This is a genomic window from Gordonibacter sp. 28C, assembly GCF_003339845.1.
Lineage (GTDB): Bacteria > Actinomycetota > Coriobacteriia > Coriobacteriales > Eggerthellaceae > Gordonibacter.
The window spans coordinates 100,575-116,844 of record NZ_PPTR01000001.1 but is presented as its reverse complement, the minus strand read 5'-3'; the positions used below and the strand labels follow the sequence as shown (position 1 = coordinate 116,844).

Sequence of the window (16,270 nt, the reverse complement as noted above, 5' to 3'; positions counted from 1 at the left end):
CGCCGTCGCAGGCTTTCGGAGCTGTTTTGCATTTTTGGCACCGACGGCGGATGCACCTGGACATACGATGACTACACCCATGTGTTGACGATAAAGCTGACGGATGGCGGAAACGGAAAGCTGGACCCGTACGACAGCAGCACGCAGCGAGGATGGCTGGTCTGCGCCAACCTTGCTACGAACATCACCGTCGAGGCTGGCGTGACCGCACAAGGCGATATGCGATCTCTGTTCGCCGGAATGGTCGCTGCGACGTCGATAAGACTGCCCCCGAACTTCGATCAGGGCATCACGAACGCGCAGGGCATGTTCTCCGACTGCAAGGCACTCGGCTCCTTTACGGCGACCTCCGGATTCGGCAGATCTATCGTGAACGCGAAAAACATGTTCTCCGGTTGCGCGGAGCTCAATGACATTACGCTGCCCGACAACTTCGGCGACACGAACATGCAAGCAGACGACATGTTCACCGGTTCCGCGCTCCTTTCCGTACACCTGGAACAAAACTGCAACGAGAACATTCTGGCCCAGGTTCCTGCCGACACCCGGGACGGGTACCGCGACACCTGGGTCCGCCTCGACCGGAGCCTTGACTACGACGACGGCAAGCTGCCGAGCAAACTGCCGGACGACTACAAGAGCGCAGGGTGGCCCGATTCGTTCTACGTACGCCAGCATGCCGAACGGGACGCGCCGCCTGAGCCTATGGCGGTCACCCCGGTGAGCGCCACTTGGATCGGGATTACCATCACGACGGAGAGACCCGCCGACGTTTTCGTATCCTATAGCCTCGACGGCAAAACATGGCAGACCAAACCCTCTTTTTCGGGGCTCGTTCCCTACACAACCTACGACAAAATAAAAGTCCGGTACTCAGGCCCCGCCTACAAGACCGGTTCGGAGAAACCTCTCTCCGCCACGACGTGCGGGCTTATAACCTACGACCCCAACGGCGGCTCGGGTACCATGGCGTCCACCGAAGGGGTTCCCGGAGACTCGACCGCCCCCGCGCCAGAATGCGCATTCACGCGCGCGCCATACGAGTCCACCCAATACAAGTTCAAGGAGTGGAACACCTCCTCAGACGGCACAGGGACGTCCTACCAACCCGGCGAAGCGGTCGACTTCGAGAGGGGCGGCAACACGCTTTACGCCGTCTGGAAGGAGTACCGGCCTCCGCATATCACCACCACCGATCTTCCCTTCGCAATGACAGGAGAACTGTATAGTCAGGCGCTTGCCGCTTCGGGAACCGAGCCCGTTGCGTGGAGCGTTGCCTCAGGCGAACTGCCTGCGGGACTCTCGCTTTCCGCCGACGGCATCATCTCCGGCACGCCGAGCACTAAAGGCGCATCCTCCTTCGCCGTCGAAGCTGCAAACGACTACGGTGCCGATACCGCCGATTTCTCGATCACCGTGGTGGGCCCGCCTGTCATCACGGTCTCGGACACGCTCCCCGCGGGCGAGACGGGAAAGCCCTACCGCTTCAGCTTCGCCTCCGACGACAACAGCGCGTCGTGGAGCGCCGAGACGGACGCGCTGCCCGACGGGCTTTCCCTGGCACCCGACGGCAAGCTTTCCGGCACGCCGCATGATTCAGGTTTCTATACCTTCTCCGTCAAGGCGACCAACGAACACGGCTCCACCACGCAGGCGTTCCATCTCGCGGTGAGCGGTCACCCTGTTATAACCACCTCCTCGCTTCCCGATGCCACGACCGGTTTGCCGTACCGCCAAAAGCTGTCCGCAGCCGGCTATCCCGAAACGTTCACCTGGACCCTCAAGCCGGGATCAACGCTGCCGGAGGGGCTTTCGCTTTCCGCCGACGGCATCATCTCCGGCACGCCGCACGCCACGGGGACGGCAACCTTCACCGTGCAAGTCGCCAACGGCTTTGCCCCCGATGCTGCTAAGGAGTTCTCGCTCAAGGTGAACGACCGCAAGACCCCCGTCGCCCTCGTTGCCACGGGCGATGACGTCGCCGGTCCGACCGCAGGCTTGGTGACCCTGTTGCTTTTCTGCGCCGCAAGCATAACCGTCCTTTCCCTGCGCCTTCGCACGCGCAGGCGCTAGGCCGGTATCCGCCTTTTGCCCCGTAAGCTTTTCACATAAGGTCTACGGGGCAACTTGTTTGCTTCGATCTGTGGATGCGGCGAAGCACCTCGCCCTTGAAAGCACGCCGGAAAGCCGGGGATGCGAGCCGCGGAAGGTCCGCCCCGCCGCTTCAGCGCCCGTCCCGGCTGCCGGGAGCGCCCTCGAAACGCACCGCCCTCCAGTCAATCCTTCGCTGCAGGCCGACCGTTCACCGTCTTGCCACCAACGCCAGCTGCGAAAGCGGCCGCATGCGGTAGGCTCCAACCATTCATCGAGTGTCCGCGCGAAGGGGCGCGGGCAAGAGAAGGAGGCACCATGAAGAAGATCGTGGCCATGGGCGCTGCGGCGGCGCTGGCCCTCACGTTGGCGGGCTGCTCCGGCGGCACGGCCGACCAGCAGCAATCCGGCGAAGGCGCACCGAGCGTTTCGCAGGACGCGGAGAACGCCGCGCCCGCGAAGGAGAACAAGCTGACCGTGACCGACTCTGGCTGGTCCGTGGACGACCAGGGTTACGTCCATTACGGCATCATCATCAAGAACGAGGGCTCCCAAGGCGCCCTGTTCCCCACCATCAAGGTGACGGGCAAGGACGAGGGCGGCAACGTGGTGTCGTCCGACCAGCAGACACTCATGTCCCTGCGCCCCGACCAGGAAGTCGCTTGGGGCGGGCAGGCCGGCAACGGAACGGCGCCGGCCACCGTGGAGTTCGAGCTGAGCGTGGGCTCCAACAGCTGGCAGGACTCCGACGCGAACATCGACATGTTCAAGATCGACGGGGTGTCCGCCCAGGACAGCGGCTACGGCACCGTGAACTTCGTCGGCGAGATAACCAGCCTGCTCACCGACACCGACATGGACCAGGTGGCCGTGAGCATCATCCTGCGCAACGGCGACGGGGCCATTGTGGGCGGTTACACCGGCTTCGCCGACAATCTGGCCGCCGGTGCCACCACGTCGTTCGACGTGCTGGGCTACGGCGTTCCCGAGTACGTCGACTTCGAGGCCTGGGCGCAGCCGTGGATGGTGGCGTCGCAGAAGTAGCAGACCCCGGAAACCGTCAGCGCGCCCGCGCCTTCGGCAGCATGACCGTGACGCGAGCTCCCCGCGGCTCGTTGCCCTCGACCGCAATGGTGCCGCGGGCGCGCTCGACGAGGGCGCGGGCTATGGAAAGGCCCAGACCGCTGCCAGGCGTGGTGCGCGCCGCGTCGGCGCGGTAGAAGCGCTCGAACACGTGCTCTCGATCCGCCGGGTCGATGCCGCGGCCGGTGTCCGCCACCGACACCGCCACGCGTCCGCCGCGTTCCTCGCAGCGCAGCTCAACGGCGTCGCCCTCTTCCGTGTACTTGAGGGCGTTGTCCAGCAGGATGCCCACCACCTGCCGAAGCGCGTCGGCGTCGATAAGCGCCTCACCCGCAGGCTGCGCAACCACCGTCAGCGTTTTGCCGCCCACCTCCGCCACGTCGGCGTACAGATCGCCCACGTCCGCCACGACGCCTGACACGTCGACCGGCTCCGCCTCGCTGTCGTCGTCGACGGGCGCATCGGCCGACGACAGCGTCATGAGGTCGTCCACCAGGCGCGCAAGGCGCTTCGTCTCGTCCGTAACCGCGCTCACATCCTCGAACTTGTCCACGACGCGGGCGTTCGGATCCGCCAGCAGCCGTTCCTGCGCGGCGCGGATGATGGCCAGCGGCGTGCGCAGCTCGTGCGAGGCGTTCTGCACGAATTCGTTTTGGCGGTTCATGCTGGCCACGATGGGCTTGATGGTCTTGCGCGACAGGAAATAGCTCGCCGCCGCCGCGCCCAGCACGGCCGCGACCAGGTAGATGACGAGCATCTTCGTGAAGTGGTCGAGCAGCGCCAGCTCGGAGTCCACGTTCACGAGCACCTGCAGATAACCGCTGCCATCGGAATCGTCCACCGCGTAATTGACGCACCGGTACGCATGGCCGCCCGCCCGCGCCTCGTACACCCGGCCGATGTTTCCCTGGTCGAAGGGAACGTCGTTGAAGTACGAGGGATAGACGGAGTAAAGGCCCTCCGTATCGAGCGGCTTTCCGTCGGCATCGCGCCAAAGGTAAATGAGCTGGGGGTTCGATGCCACGTAAGCCTCGCTGGTGATGATGATGCTTTCGGCGGAAACATCGGCGTCGCCCTCGCCTCCGCCGCGTCGAGGAACGAGCTCGATGTCTTCGCGGATCTCGGCGCTCGAGCCCAAGGCCGGCTCGGATCCGACGCTGCCGACAGCCGGATCGACGGCAACGGCCGTTGCCACATCGCGCACTTCGCCCAACTGCGCGTCGGCCGTCCGGTACACGTTCGCGCTCACCAGCTGGAACACCAGCACGCCGAACAACGAGAACAGCACGGCGAACGCCGCGAAGAACAACAAGGTGTTGCGCGCGAGTATGCGGCGGACGCGCCGTTCCTCAAACTTCATCGTCGGCCGTCCACACGTAGCCCGCGCCGCGGATGGTTTTGAGAAAGCCGTCGAAACCATGCTCCTTGAGCACCTTGCGCAACGCGCTCACGTACACTTCCACCACGTTCGACGACGTGTCGTTCAGAAAACCCCACACCCGGTCGAACAGCTGCGTTTTGGAAACGAGCTGTCCTTCGTGGCTCACCAGGTACTCCAACACATCGTATTGCTTGCCTTTGAGCGCGACCGGGGCGCCCTCCACCGTCGCACGCTTCGTGTTGGGATCGAGGACCAAACCGCGAAATGTCAGGGAGTCGAGCGTGCGCACGCCCATGCTGCGCCGCATGATGGCCTGGGCCCGCAACACCAGTTCGTCGCGATCGAACGGCTTGGCCAAGTAGTCGTCGGCACCCAGCCGCAGGCCGCGCACGCGGTCGTCGCGCGCGTTCTTGGCCGTGAGCATGAGCACGGGCGTCTCGACGCCTTCCGCACGCAGGCGCTCCATGACGCCGTAGCCGTCGAGCGCGGGCAGCATGATGTCCAGCACCACGAGGTCGTACACGTTCTGACGCGCGAAGAACAACCCCTCTTCGCCGTCAAACGCCTGGTCAACGGCATAGCGATCGCCGAACGCCTCGGCTATGGCGCGCGAGATGGCGCGGTCGTCTTCGATGATGAGTATCTTCATGCGGCCATTCTAGCATCGGCCGCCTTAAAAGTTGCTGAAACGGGCAGCGGCGTTTCAAAGGCGCGGCAGCGGCGCGGAAAACCCACCGGCGTTTCAGGAAGTTTTAAGGCGGCTTTCGCTACGATGCCCCCCGCATTGAATGCCACGGGAAGGAGAACGAATGAGTTCCAGAACCATGAAGATCGTCATCGGCGTGCTGGCCGTTGCGCTGGTGATCGTAGGAGGGCTGGCCGTGTTGAAGAACATCGGGGGCTTGGGCGGCGGGCAGGAGAACCTCGAGCTACAGAGCGGCGGAGAGCTGTCTTCCGGCAAATCGACGGGAGAAACGACCGCCGACGTCGTGACCCGCAAAGACGGCGCCGCCGTCATCGACGGCAGCAACTAGAGACGGCAGGGACGAACCATGACTAACAGCAGCGTGCAACAACGCAAAAAGCCTTCCGTCGGCCTTGTCGTTCTCGCCTTCGCGCTCGCCTTGGCGCTGGGCGGGGCCGCCTGGTGGCTCGTCGCGGGAGACGAGGCTTTCGGCGGCGTCTTGAAAGGCTTAGGCGGAAGCGACCCTGCCGAAGAGGCTCCCTTGCCGACGGCACCGGTGACGAGGGAAACCGTCGAGAAGGCCGTTACCGGCGCGGGAGAGGTGAAGGGAAGCGCCACCGAAAAGCTCAAGCCCGCGAAATGGCGCTACTTCTCCAGCTTCGACGCGCCTCTGAACAAGCTCGTACGAGCGGGCGAGCCGCTCGTGTCCTACACGTACGGCGACCCCCTGGTCGCTCCGTACGACTTGGTGGTGAAGTCCTACACCATGCCCAAGGCCAAAGAGGAGCTCTCGCAAGACGAGCACTTCGTGGAAGTGGAGCGCATGGACACCGTGCATATCGAGATGCCGGTGTCCGAAAGCGACTTGGCCAGCTTGGCCGAGGGCCAGGAAGTCGACGTCGCCATCGGTGACCAGGCGCCCCGCGCGGGCGTCATCTCCAACATCAACCAGGTGGGCGCGTACAACGCGAGCGGGTCGAAGTTCACGGTGACGGTGGACGTGGTCAACGACGGCAGCATCTGGCTGGGCATGTCGGCCACGCTCTCCGTGAAGGTGGCCATGGCCGAGAACGTGCTCGCCGTGCCCGTAAGCGCCGTGTCGGGCGCCGACGACGCGAAAACCGTGACGGTGCAGGATGCCGACGGCACAACGCGCACCGTGCCGGTGACCACCGGCATCTCCGACGGCGCGCTGGTCGAAGTCTCGGGCGAGCTCAACGAGGGCGACCTGGTGGTGTTGAACGAGGTCCCTTCCGCTTTCGACGGCGAGGCGGGCGTGATCACGACCATGGTCAGCGAGGCGTCGGTATGATGACGGAGCGCAAGGGGACGCACGCGAAGGAACGCCCCTCGTCCGCTACGAGCGTCGCCTCTTCCACCATCCGCATGGAGCGGCTGGCCAAACGCTACCCCATGGGCGACGAGGTGGTCCACGCCCTTGACGGCATAGACTTCTCCGTGGACGAGGGGGAGTTCGTGACCATCGTCGGCCCGTCGGGTTCGGGGAAGTCCACCCTCATGAACATCATCGGGCTGCTGGACGTGCCCGACGAAGGCACGTACGTGCTGGACGGCCAAGACGTGGCGCTGCTCGCCGACAACGATCTGGCCGACCTGCGCAACCGCTCGATCGGGTTCGTGTTCCAAAGCTTCAACCTGCTGGGCTCGCTCACCGCGCTGGAGAACGTGAAGCTGCCGCTGGCCTATCGCGGCACGAAATCGCGCGAAGCCGACGCCACCGCTCGCCGCTACTTGGCGAAGGTGGGGCTGGAAGGCCGCGATCATCACCTGCCGAACCAGCTTTCGGGCGGCCAACAGCAGCGCGTGGCCATCGCGCGGGCGCTCGTGGGCGAGCCGAAGATCATCCTGGCCGACGAGCCCACCGGCGCGCTGGACTCGCGCACGAGCGTCGAGATCATGGAGCTGTTCAAAAGCCTGCACCACGAGGGGCAGACGGTCATCCTCATCACGCACAACCCCGACCTGGCCGAGCAGGCCGATCGCGTGGTGCGCATCGCGGACGGCCGCTTGTGCACGAGCGCGCACGGGCACGAGGATAGGCGCCGCGCGATTTGCGGCACCGCCGGGCGCAGCGACGCTGAGCCGACAGCCGCGACGGTGCGCCCGGCGGCGGAACGGGAAGGAGAAGCCCATGCGACGCGTGCAAACGGTTAGAACCGCGCTGTCCAGCATCTCCCGCAACAAGCTGCGCACGGCGCTCACCATGCTGGGGCTGGTTATCGGCATCTCGTCGGTCATCGTGCTCGTGGGCATGGGCGACGGCTCGAACCGGCAGGTGGAGGAGCGCATGAAAGCGCTGGGCGGCGACGTCCTGTCGGCCTTCGTGTTCGACAAAGAAGGGCTTGCCTACGAGGACATGGAAGCCTTGCGCGCTCTGCCCGGCATCGGCTCGGTCGCGCCGTCGAAGGGCGTGGGCGGCGACTTGACGGCCGGCGAGCGCAAAACCCAACGCGGCGTGATCGAAGCCTCCGACGAGCACTACCTGTCCGTGCGCAACCTGAAGCTTGCCGCGGGGCGCGACCTGTCGGCCGTGGATCGCGAGAACCGCTCCAACGTGTGCGTCATCGGCACGAACACGGCGAACGACCTGTTCGGCACCACGGACTGCGTCGGCAAGACGCTCAAGATAGCCGGCATCCCGTTCACCGTGGTGGGCGTGCTGGAAAGCACCGGCCAGACGATGGGCCTGAACGCCGACGCGCTCGTGCTCGTTCCGTTGACCGCCGCAACGAACTTGGGCGGCGACGCGAAGATCGAATCCGTGTACGCGCGCCCCGCCGCCGACGACGGCGTGCCGCTGGCGAAGGCGGTTTTGACCGGCTACCTGTCGGGCGCGAAGGGCATTCCCTCCAACCAGTTCTCCGTCATGTCGCAAGACGAGATGCTGGGCGCCTCCGACCAGATCGACCAAACGATGACGCTGCTTTTGGGCGGCATAGCCAGCATATCGCTCGTGGTGGCGGGAGTCGGCGTGATGAACGTGATGCTGGTGTCGGTGACGGAGCGCACCCGCGAGATAGGCATCAAGAAGGCGCTCGGCGCGCGGAGGTCGGACATCCTGCGGCAATTCCTGACGGAAGCGCTGCTGCTCAGCCTGATCGGCGGCGCCGTGGGCATTGCAGCGGGATTGGCTTTCGGCGCATTGGCAGAGAGCCTGGGCATGGCGTTCGCGGCGTCGTGGAGCGTCGTGGCCGTGGCTGCGGCCGCCAGCACCGCCATCGGCCTGGCGTTCGGCATCTTCCCCGCCTACCGGGCCTCGCGCCTCACGCCCATCGAGGCTCTTCGACAGGAGTGACGCACAGAAGCCCGACGACGTTGTCGCCGGGCTTCCCTTCATGCCGCCCCTGTGCACAGGGGCGGCGCCAAGCCGCATTCCCGAAGTCCTCGCAACGAGCAGGGCACTACTCGGGTTTCGAGGCAAGATCCTCGTCGGGCGCCGGTACGGCGACGGAGGCCTCGGGCGCCTTCGGGGCGTTCTTCGGAGCGCCGAAAGCGAGCTTGATCGACTTCGTGGGGCAGTTCTCCAGGCAGTCGCCGCAGAGGGTGCAGGCTTCCAACGTGGGAGCGTCCACCGCCGCCACGTCGATGTTCTCGGGGCACACGGTCGAGCACGTGCGGCACCCCTCGCTCGAGACGCAGGTGGCGCAGCTCGCCTGCGGGCGCACGCCGAAGCCCAGCTTCGTACGGGCCTTTTCCATCAGGCCGAAGAAGAAGCCCAGCGGGCAGATGGCCGCGCACCAGCGCTTGAACAGGAACAGCTCGGCCAGCAGCATGAGCGGGAACACGATGAGCTCCCAGCCGGGCTGCAGCAGCACGAACACGCGGTTGAGGGCCCACAGCGTGCCGAACACGAGCCCGATGGGGCACAGCAGACAGAACACGGGGAACCCCACGGCGAACGACACCACCAACAGCACCGCCAGCACGACGCCCTGCGTCTTGATGCTGGGCGCTCCCTTGGCGCAAGCCGAGCAGGAATGCGAAGGGGCCGCCTTTTCCGCAGCGGCGGACAAGGCGTCGTCCGTTCGCCCGGAAAGCTCGACGGGCGCGCCGCCGTCACCGGAGGACGCATCCTCGCACGCCGCTCCGCCGCGGCCGTAGAGACCGCGCGGCGTATGGCCGCCGAACACGTTCTTGAGCAGTTGCGACGGGCACACCCACGAGCAGAACACGCGCCCGAGCAGAAACACGATGGCCAGCACCGCCAACACGCCCGGCAGCAGATGCCAAGGGATGCTTTGCGACGCCGCCGCCACCTGGGCAAAGCCCACCGGACACGCCAGGCAGAGCGTCCCCACGGGCAGCGCTCCGCCGAAATGCGCGGATGCCACCGCCACCACGAGCACCGCCAGCGCCACGACGATGCGCAGCGTGCGCTTATGCGTTTTCATGGCCGGCCTCCTTCTTGTCGTGCGGGCCGTTCGGGTGGACGCCTTGCGAATGAGGGGCGAGCGCCTCAGACGCGCGCTCGTAACGCCCGGTCCCCAATTCTTCGCTGGTGACGGAGCGTGCAGCATGCGCCGACGCGCACGCGCGCGAAACCACCACGATTCCCTTGTTCTGCACGCTCGAATCGTAGGCCCGCAGCGAGGCCGAGGGGCACACCTGCTCGCAACGGCCGCAGCCGTCGCAGAAGTCGGGATGCACCACGGGGCGATCGTGATCGTCCAACGTGATGGCCCCTTCCACCGGACACTCGTCCTTGCACACCGTGCAGCCCGACCAATCCCAGGCCACGCAGGCATCCTTCACCACCACGGCCACGCCCAGATCGCGCTCCCGCGGGCCGCCGTAGGAAAGCGCGTCCGTCGGGCAGGCGTCCACGCACTGCATGCAGAAATCGCAGTATCCGTGCTCGAACGCGAGCAGGGGAGTGCCGTACGCCACCAGGCTCTCGCTCAGCGGCACCGGCGTTATTATGCCGTACGGGCACGCTTGCAGGCACCGCTGGCAGCGGTTGCACGACGCCGCCAACCGCGCGTTCGACTCCGCGCCCGGCGGCCGCACGAAAGGCCGGTCGGCCTGTCCCGTAGCGGCACCGAACCCGCCCACGCCCACGAGCGCCGCGCTGGCGACGCCCGCCGCCAAGAACCCGCGCCGCGTGATATCCGTCATCGTTCACCCCTCCATCCCCAATAGCCACCGCAGGGGCGACCTGCTGCCCGCCCCTGCGCAGAGCCAACCATCTGGTCGACCTCAGTCTTCCAAAACCTCCGCTACGGCGGCGTCGTCGGCTTTCAGGTACGCCTCGGTGAAAACGGCTAAATCGAGATAGAACCCGTCCTCGGCGGCTTTCCGCATGTCGCCGGCGAAACGCTCGATCCAATTCAGCAGATGGTCCCGCAGAAACGACAGCTGCGCACGCAGGTGCCGCTCGGCGCCCGCCTCGTCGCCGGCCCTCAGCGCCTCGACAGCGCGACCGCACAAGAGCGCCATGAAGGCCAGCTCCACGGCCAGATGGTCCTCCGGCTCGGTGAAGCCGGGGTTCTTCGCAAAGCCCGCCTCGCGGTAGACGCGGAGCACCTGGCTGTAGGCGTCCTGCATCATGAGGCCGCCTTCGCTCGTGTACACCGACTCGTACGGAAACGCCTTCTGCGCCGTGCGCGGCCCCATGCCGAAGAACACGCGGTCGAACGTCACGGCCAGCTGCTCCAACCGCTCGTCATCGCACGCCGCGACATCGGCCTGCAGAGCCGCAAAGCCCTCGGCAAGCGTCGGATCGTCCGACTCCACGCGCGCCGCATCCGCCAACTCGGCGGCGAACGCCGCATCCAGCTCCTTCTCGTAGCAACGCGACAACAACGCGTAAACCCGTGCGCGGTTCTCGCAGAAATCAACCAGGTTCTCCACCAATTCGGCTGACATGACCTCTTCCATGATTGACGCTCCTTCTTCGTTGTCGTCGGCCGTCCCCCGTGGCGGAACGCAGCGGGGAGGGGTGGCTGCATTCCGCCACGGGGCGCGGTCGAACAGGGCCCGACGCGGGCAGGTTGACTCCGCCAACCTGCCCGCCGCCAAGTCTTATCGGTAAATGAACTGCTCCACACTCGTGCCCACGCCGTACATGATGACGCGCAAAACCACCGCGCCGATCACCGAGCAAGCGCACGCCGCGAACATATACCCGGCCAGCGTCGACGGCTTCACCGTACCGGTGCCGCCCTCGCCCTTCGTAGCCTTCACGCAGGCCAGAGCCGCAAGCGCCGTCGGGGCAACGAGTCCCACCAGCACGACGCCCAGCCAGAACATCACGGCCAAGTCGCCCGACACCAAGCGCTCGATGGAGCGCGAGGGAGCCTGGTACGGCGCCATGGCGATCCAGATCACGTAGGCCAGCGACGTGACCACCATGATGACGACGCCCGCCAGGGCCAGCTTCAGCGCGAAGCCGCCCTCCTCGGAGGCCTTGCCGCGCAGCAGCACGAGCCCCGCCATGAGCGTCATGCCCATGGCCAGCCCGCCGCCCAGGAACATGAGGGGCAGCGCCGCGCTATCCCAAGCGGGACGCGCCGCGATCAGGTACGAGGCGCCGGCCACCACCGGCAGCACCAGGCCCAGCACCGCGCCCAGCACGCCGAACACCTTGCTCGCGCCGGGGTACTCCTTCTTCGCCAAGATAAGGTACACCAGCGAAACGATGCCCATGATGGCGACGGTGAACAGCTCCTTGGACAGCCCGGAACCCAGGTTGCCCAGCAGGTGCGTCGCGCGTTCCGGATGGCCCATGTGCAGCACCGACACGCAGCCGCCCACGGCCAGGCACACGAACGCGATCAACGCGCTCATGAACCGCACGTCCTTGAACTTGCCCCTGAGCTCGCCCACGCCCAAGAACACGAAGCATCCCGAAGTCACGCCCAGCAAAACGCTGAAGATCAGAAGGGGCCACTGAATTTCCATGCTTACTCATCCCCTTTCCAAGAGAACTTGTCCAAGCCGTACGTCACGCCCGGATGGTTCCCCACGTCCTTGAGCTTGTGCGTGCTCTTGCGGGCGATCATCTTCGACACGTCCGACTCGGGGTCGTCCGCGTCGCCGAACAGGCGCGCCTGGCCGGGGCAGTGCTTCACACACGCCGGCTTCTCGCCCTTGTCGATGAGATGCGCGCACATGGTGCACTTCTCGATGACGCCCTTATCCTTGTCGGCGTCGTAGGTGCGCACGCCATAGGGGCAGGCCATGACGCAGTACTGGCAGCCGATGCACTTGCTGTGGTCCACCAGCACCACGCCGTCCTCGCGCTTGTAGCTGGCGCCCGTCGGGCACACGTGCACGCACTCCGGGTTGTCGCAGTGCTGGCACGCCACGGGCAGATAGTACATTTCCAGGTCGGGGTACGTGCCGGACGGGCCCACCGTCAGCACCTTGTTGTAGTAGGTGCCCAAGCCCACGTTGTTCTCCTGCTTGCACACCACGGCGCAGGAGTGGCACCCGATGCAGCTGTCAAGATCGATTGCGATGATGTTGCGCGTCATGCTACTTCGCACCTCCCTTCACGGTCACCTGCGACACGCCGTCCTGCTGGTCGTCGGCGGAGATCTGCTCGGCGCTCAGAGGCAGGAATATCTTCAGGTCGTCTTCGTTCATGCAGATGTTCTTCGGCGCGCCGTCCTCGGCCTTGTAGATCTTGCACAGGCCGCCGAAGTTGTCGGTGCCCACGGCGGGGTCGTAGGGGCCGTTGTTCTCGAACAGGATGTTGCAGTTCGAGTCCAGGGCGCCGTGCAGGTCGTCCGTGGCCTCGCGCTCGGGGAACCACCAATCGTGCTCCACGTGGATCATGCCGGGCTTGATGGCCTCCGTGAGGTTCGCACGCTGCTTGATCTTGTCCACGTACGTTTCGATGACCACCCAGTCGTCCTGCTCGATGCCGTGCTCGGCCGCCGTGGCCGGGTTGATGTCCACCGTGGGGAACATGTGCACCTCGCGCATCCACGGGCTGTTGCGGTACTCCGTGTGGAAGAACGCGTGGGAGCGGCCGCCCGTGATGAGCGTGTAGGGGAACTCGTCCAGCAGGTCGGGGCGCGACAGCCTCGTGATGGGGGGCTCGATGTACACGGGCAGCGGGCCGTTTCCGTACAGCAGCAGGTCCTCGGACCACATTTCCATCTTGCCGTTGTCGGACTGCGGATGCGCCGGGATGACCTTGCCGTCCGGCGTCTTCGTGCCGGGGAAGCGGTACACCGAACCCATCTTGTTGCCGCGGTACATGGTGTTGAAGCCGGGCTTGAAGTCGCTCGTCTTGCGCATGAAGCCCGTCTCGTACTTCGGCGCGTTGCGCACCGTGGCCATTTCCACGCCGGTCACGCTGATGCGCTCGCGGAAGTCCTCGAAGCTCGAGCAGGAAAGTTGCGGCGGAAGCGTGGCAGGGCCCTTCACCATGTAGTCGAAGAACTCGTACTTGTCCTTCCAGTACATGTCCACGTCCATGTACTTCGCGAACTCGAAGCAGATGTCCATGTCGTCCTTGCACTCGCCCAGCGGCTCGTGGAACGGCTGGCGGATGAGGTACGTGTGGCTGGTGGGGTAGCCGTGGCCGGAGTGCGCCCACTCCACGCGGTCCACCTCGTTGGGGTGCGCGGCCGGCAGGATGATGTCGGCGAGCTCGCCCGAGGGGGTCATGTACAGATCGACGTTCACGAAGAAGTCCAGGTTCTTGAAGCCCTCGATGATCTCCTTGCCGCCCTCGATGGACAGGATGGGCTCGGAGGTCTGCTGCCAGTAGCCGTGGATCTGGAACGGGTCGCCCTGGGACATGGCCTTCGTCGTGGCCGCGCCGAAGCCGCCCTGCTGGCCGTAGATGACCTGGCCGCCGGAGTTCTGCGTGGTCTCGCGCAGCTCGCCCGTGGCGTCGTCGGCCACGAGGATCTGCTGGTAGCCGGTGTTCTGGCACACGGACAGCTTCTTGATGTTCATGGCCGTTTCCTTGCGGCGCTGTCCCATGCGGCCCTGCTGGTTGGGCACGACGTCGAACATGAACGAGTCGTAGCCGGTGGCGGGTTCGCGGCCGATGTTCTGGCCGCCCTTCGTGTCGAAGTTGCCGGCCAGCGCCATCATGATGGTGAACGCCTGCGAGATGCCGGACGTGTTGATGGAGAACTCCACCTTCTGGCCGCGCGTGAAGCACGCGTGCGGGCTGGCGTCGATGTAGGTTTGGATGGCCTCGCGGATCTTGTCCTCGGGCAGCTCGCAGAACTCGGCAGCGCGCTCGATGGTCCACGGGGTGACGTGCTCCACCAGGATGTCCCAGCTCGTGCGATACGTCTTGCCGTTGATCTCATGGCTGCCGGAGAGCGCCGGCTTCGCGTCGGCCACGATGTTGCCGGCCTCGTCGAGCCACTGGAAGGCCTTCTCGCCGCCCACGCCCTGCTTGTTCTGCCAGTCGCCGGACCAGAAAATCAGCTGGTCGTGAGCCTCGTCCCACGCGGGGTACAACTCCTCGTTGCCGCCTTCCTTCATGAGCGACTCGCGCAGCTGGTAGCCCGTGCCGTTGCCGTTCGCGTCCTTCTCGTCGATGAAGAACGGGGCGTTGGTGTAGAAGCGCGCGAAGTCCTCGGCGCATTTGTCCGAGTGGATGATCTCGTTGATGAACGCCAGCACGAGCGCCATGTCGGAGCCGGGGCGGATGGGCAGCCAGATGTCGGCCTTGCTGGCCGTGCACGTGTAGCGCGGGTCGACGCAGATGACCTTCGCGCCGCGCTCCTGCGCGCGCTTCACGGTCAGCCAGTCGTAGTAGCCGCGGCTACGCTCCTGGCGGCACCAGATAAGGATGCAGTTGGTGTTGTTGCCGTCCCAGCCGGTGTACTGCGTCTCGTCGCCGTACAGGCGCTGGCTGGTGAAGTACGAGCCCACCCAGCACAGGTTGCCCACGCCGAACGTGGCCGTGGAACCCAGCTCAAGCCACAGCTTGTTGATGGCCTGGAACTGCAGCATGTCGCGGCCGGTGCCGTACTGGTGGGCGATGGTGTGCCAGCCGTACTGCTCGCCGATCTCGGTGTAGCGCTTGGCGGCCTCCTCGTAGGCCTCTTCCCAGGTGATGCGCTTCCATTGGCCGGAGCCCTTCTCGCCCACGCGCTTCTGCGGGTAGCGCACGCGCAGCGGGTTGTACAGCTCCTGCGGGATGGCGAAGCAGCGCCCGCACAGCGTGCCTTCGCTGAACAGGTCGGGGTTGCCCTCGATCTTCACCAGGCGTCCGTCCTTGACGTGCCCGAACAGCGCGCAGCGGCCGTAGCATTGCCGGCATGCGCTCGGGATGATCTTCACGTCGTCGGACGAGGTCGCTTTCGCGCCGTCTACCGCGTCGTCCGCGAAGGCAGCCCCAGCCTGCGAACCCAGCAGCAGCGTCGAGGCGGTCGCTACGGCCGAGGCCTTCACGAAGCCTCGGCGGCTCATCTTAAGTGACATCTCTCCTCCTCCTTTTGATCTCGTCGCCAAGATTCGCCGCGACAGAGCAGGAGAAAGCGCGCGAACGACGCGCAAGCGGGATGCGAAGAACAAGCAAAGTAAACTGGTGCCGGCCCCTCGCGGTGTGCGCGCCCCTCGCGCGCTTCCCTCTCCTCCATGCGGCAAATTACTTGCAGTGCTAATTATATTTACTGCAATTATTAGTTCAACATGTAAAAACAAAGAATAATCTTGAACTGCCGCCTCGAGGGGTTTTTCGCTTTGGCACAGAATGAAATACAGCGTCGAGGCCCATCGCACGACACGAAAGGGAACAAAAGCTCAAGCGACGGACGCCAAGGGAAAGCGAAGACGCGGCTTTACCGTCCCTCGCTCGACGCTTGATGCATCGCGTTTGGCACAATAATCACCGATTCTCTGCACTCGAAACCGTCATCAGACCCTTTCGAAGTCCAACCATGTGCACGCCAGACGCGTTTCCGCAGTTGGTGAAATTCGCAAAGTCAGCCAAACCGCTTTGGATCGGTCCCGGACGCAGAGAATCGGTGATTATTGTGCCAAACGAACGCTTTTCCATGTTGTGCTTGCACAGGCACGCACCCGACTGG

Annotated in this window: 14 protein-coding genes; 6 read left to right on the top strand and 8 right to left on the bottom strand. The window is 65.2% G+C overall.

Translation table 11 applies throughout. The annotated features are described in order from the left end of the window. Positions 1 to 81 precede the first annotated feature (81 nt). Together C1878_RS00540 and C1878_RS00535 are read left to right on the top strand one after the other, a co-directional pair. The gene (locus C1878_RS00540) at positions 82 to 2,073 is read left to right on the top strand and encodes a putative Ig domain-containing protein (protein WP_114599771.1); all 1,992 of its coding nucleotides are present in this window, start codon (positions 82 to 84) and stop codon (positions 2,071 to 2,073) included. 336 nt (positions 2,074 to 2,409) lie between these two features. Continuing rightward, a complete protein-coding gene (locus tag C1878_RS00535) occupies positions 2,410 to 3,135 on the top strand; it encodes a hypothetical protein (RefSeq protein WP_114599770.1) in 726 nt (241 codons plus the stop codon). Between the two features lie 16 nt (positions 3,136 to 3,151). Here C1878_RS00535 and C1878_RS00530 read toward each other — a convergent pair whose 3' ends face one another. Both C1878_RS00530 and C1878_RS00525 read right to left on the bottom strand, forming a co-directional pair. Continuing rightward, on the bottom strand, positions 3,152 to 4,534 hold the full coding sequence (locus tag C1878_RS00530) for a cell wall metabolism sensor histidine kinase WalK (RefSeq protein WP_114599769.1): 1,383 nt from the start codon (positions 4,532 to 4,534) through the stop codon (positions 3,152 to 3,154). Then, positions 4,524 to 5,204 (bottom strand): response regulator transcription factor, encoded by a 681-nt coding sequence (locus C1878_RS00525; protein WP_114599768.1) that lies wholly within the window; start codon positions 5,202 to 5,204, stop codon positions 4,524 to 4,526. Before C1878_RS00525 ends, C1878_RS00530 begins: the two co-directional genes overlap by 11 nt. Positions 5,205 to 5,364: 160 nt before the next feature. On the opposite strand from C1878_RS00525, the gene C1878_RS00520 reads away from it, so the two are divergent. From C1878_RS00520 to C1878_RS00505, 4 genes are all read left to right on the top strand, one after another. Beyond that, positions 5,365 to 5,589 (top strand): hypothetical protein, encoded by a 225-nt coding sequence (locus C1878_RS00520; RefSeq protein ID WP_147272878.1) that lies wholly within the window; start codon positions 5,365 to 5,367, stop codon positions 5,587 to 5,589. 18 nt (positions 5,590 to 5,607) lie between these two features. Beyond that, positions 5,608 to 6,552 (top strand): efflux RND transporter periplasmic adaptor subunit, encoded by a 945-nt coding sequence (locus C1878_RS00515; protein ID WP_114599766.1) that lies wholly within the window; start codon positions 5,608 to 5,610, stop codon positions 6,550 to 6,552. A 74-nt stretch (positions 6,553 to 6,626) separates the two neighbouring features. After that, positions 6,627 to 7,415: an ABC transporter ATP-binding protein gene (locus C1878_RS00510; protein ID WP_369833494.1), complete on the top strand. Its 789-nt coding sequence runs from the start codon at positions 6,627 to 6,629 to the stop codon at positions 7,413 to 7,415. After that, positions 7,393 to 8,556 (top strand): ABC transporter permease, encoded by a 1,164-nt coding sequence (locus C1878_RS00505; protein ID WP_114599765.1) that lies wholly within the window; start codon positions 7,393 to 7,395, stop codon positions 8,554 to 8,556. Before C1878_RS00510 ends, C1878_RS00505 begins: the two co-directional genes overlap by 23 nt. Positions 8,557 to 8,662: 106 nt before the next feature. Here the strand turns inward: C1878_RS00505 and C1878_RS00500 are convergent, their stop codons facing one another. The 6 genes from C1878_RS00500 to C1878_RS00475 all read right to left on the bottom strand — a co-directional run bounded on the left by C1878_RS00500 (position 8,663) and on the right by C1878_RS00475 (position 15,662). Continuing rightward, the gene (locus C1878_RS00500) at positions 8,663 to 9,652 is read right to left on the bottom strand and encodes a 4Fe-4S binding protein (protein WP_114599764.1); all 990 of its coding nucleotides are present in this window, start codon (positions 9,650 to 9,652) and stop codon (positions 8,663 to 8,665) included. Beyond that, a complete protein-coding gene (locus C1878_RS00495; RefSeq protein ID WP_114599763.1) occupies positions 9,639 to 10,376 on the bottom strand; it encodes a 4Fe-4S dicluster domain-containing protein in 738 nt (245 codons plus the stop codon). The genes C1878_RS00500 and C1878_RS00495 overlap by 14 nt, the downstream gene beginning before the upstream one ends. Positions 10,377 to 10,457: 81 nt before the next feature. After that, positions 10,458 to 11,138 (bottom strand): molecular chaperone, encoded by a 681-nt coding sequence (locus C1878_RS00490; RefSeq protein WP_114599762.1) that lies wholly within the window; start codon positions 11,136 to 11,138, stop codon positions 10,458 to 10,460. A gap of 144 nt (positions 11,139 to 11,282) precedes the next feature. Further along, the gene (locus C1878_RS00485; protein ID WP_114599761.1) at positions 11,283 to 12,161 is read right to left on the bottom strand and encodes a DmsC/YnfH family molybdoenzyme membrane anchor subunit; all 879 of its coding nucleotides are present in this window, start codon (positions 12,159 to 12,161) and stop codon (positions 11,283 to 11,285) included. 2 nt (positions 12,162 to 12,163) lie between these two features. Beyond that, on the bottom strand, positions 12,164 to 12,736 hold the full coding sequence (locus C1878_RS00480; RefSeq protein ID WP_114599760.1) for a 4Fe-4S dicluster domain-containing protein: 573 nt from the start codon (positions 12,734 to 12,736) through the stop codon (positions 12,164 to 12,166). 1 nt (position 12,737) lies between these two features. After that, on the bottom strand, positions 12,738 to 15,662 hold the full coding sequence (locus C1878_RS00475; protein ID WP_114599759.1) for a molybdopterin-dependent oxidoreductase: 2,925 nt from the start codon (positions 15,660 to 15,662) through the stop codon (positions 12,738 to 12,740). Positions 15,663 to 16,270 lie beyond the last annotated feature (608 nt).

Excerpts from the sequence above, each read along its gene's own strand:
- C1878_RS00535 (WP_114599770.1), top strand. The coding sequence starts at position 2,410 with ATGAAGAAGATCGTGGCCATGGGCGCTGCGGCGGCGCTGGCCCTCACG.
- C1878_RS00515 (WP_114599766.1), top strand. The coding sequence starts at position 5,608 with ATGACTAACAGCAGCGTGCAACAACGCAAAAAGCCTTCCGTCGGCCTT.
- C1878_RS00510 (WP_369833494.1), top strand. The coding sequence starts at position 6,627 with ATGGAGCGGCTGGCCAAACGCTACCCCATGGGCGACGAGGTGGTCCAC.
- C1878_RS00495 (WP_114599763.1), bottom strand. The coding sequence starts at position 10,376 with ATGACGGATATCACGCGGCGCGGGTTCTTGGCGGCGGGCGTCGCCAGC.
- C1878_RS00500 (WP_114599764.1), bottom strand. The coding sequence starts at position 9,652 with ATGAAAACGCATAAGCGCACGCTGCGCATCGTCGTGGCGCTGGCGGTG.
- C1878_RS00530 (WP_114599769.1), bottom strand. The coding sequence starts at position 4,534 with ATGAAGTTTGAGGAACGGCGCGTCCGCCGCATACTCGCGCGCAACACC.
- C1878_RS00480 (WP_114599760.1), bottom strand. The coding sequence starts at position 12,736 with ATGACGCGCAACATCATCGCAATCGATCTTGACAGCTGCATCGGGTGC.
- C1878_RS00520 (WP_147272878.1), top strand. The coding sequence starts at position 5,365 with ATGAGTTCCAGAACCATGAAGATCGTCATCGGCGTGCTGGCCGTTGCG.
- C1878_RS00525 (WP_114599768.1), bottom strand. The coding sequence starts at position 5,204 with ATGAAGATACTCATCATCGAAGACGACCGCGCCATCTCGCGCGCCATA.
- C1878_RS00475 (WP_114599759.1), bottom strand. The coding sequence starts at position 15,662 with ATGTCACTTAAGATGAGCCGCCGAGGCTTCGTGAAGGCCTCGGCCGTA.
- C1878_RS00490 (WP_114599762.1), bottom strand. The coding sequence starts at position 11,138 with ATGGAAGAGGTCATGTCAGCCGAATTGGTGGAGAACCTGGTTGATTTC.
- C1878_RS00505 (WP_114599765.1), top strand. The coding sequence starts at position 7,393 with ATGCGACGCGTGCAAACGGTTAGAACCGCGCTGTCCAGCATCTCCCGC.
- C1878_RS00485 (WP_114599761.1), bottom strand. The coding sequence starts at position 12,161 with ATGGAAATTCAGTGGCCCCTTCTGATCTTCAGCGTTTTGCTGGGCGTG.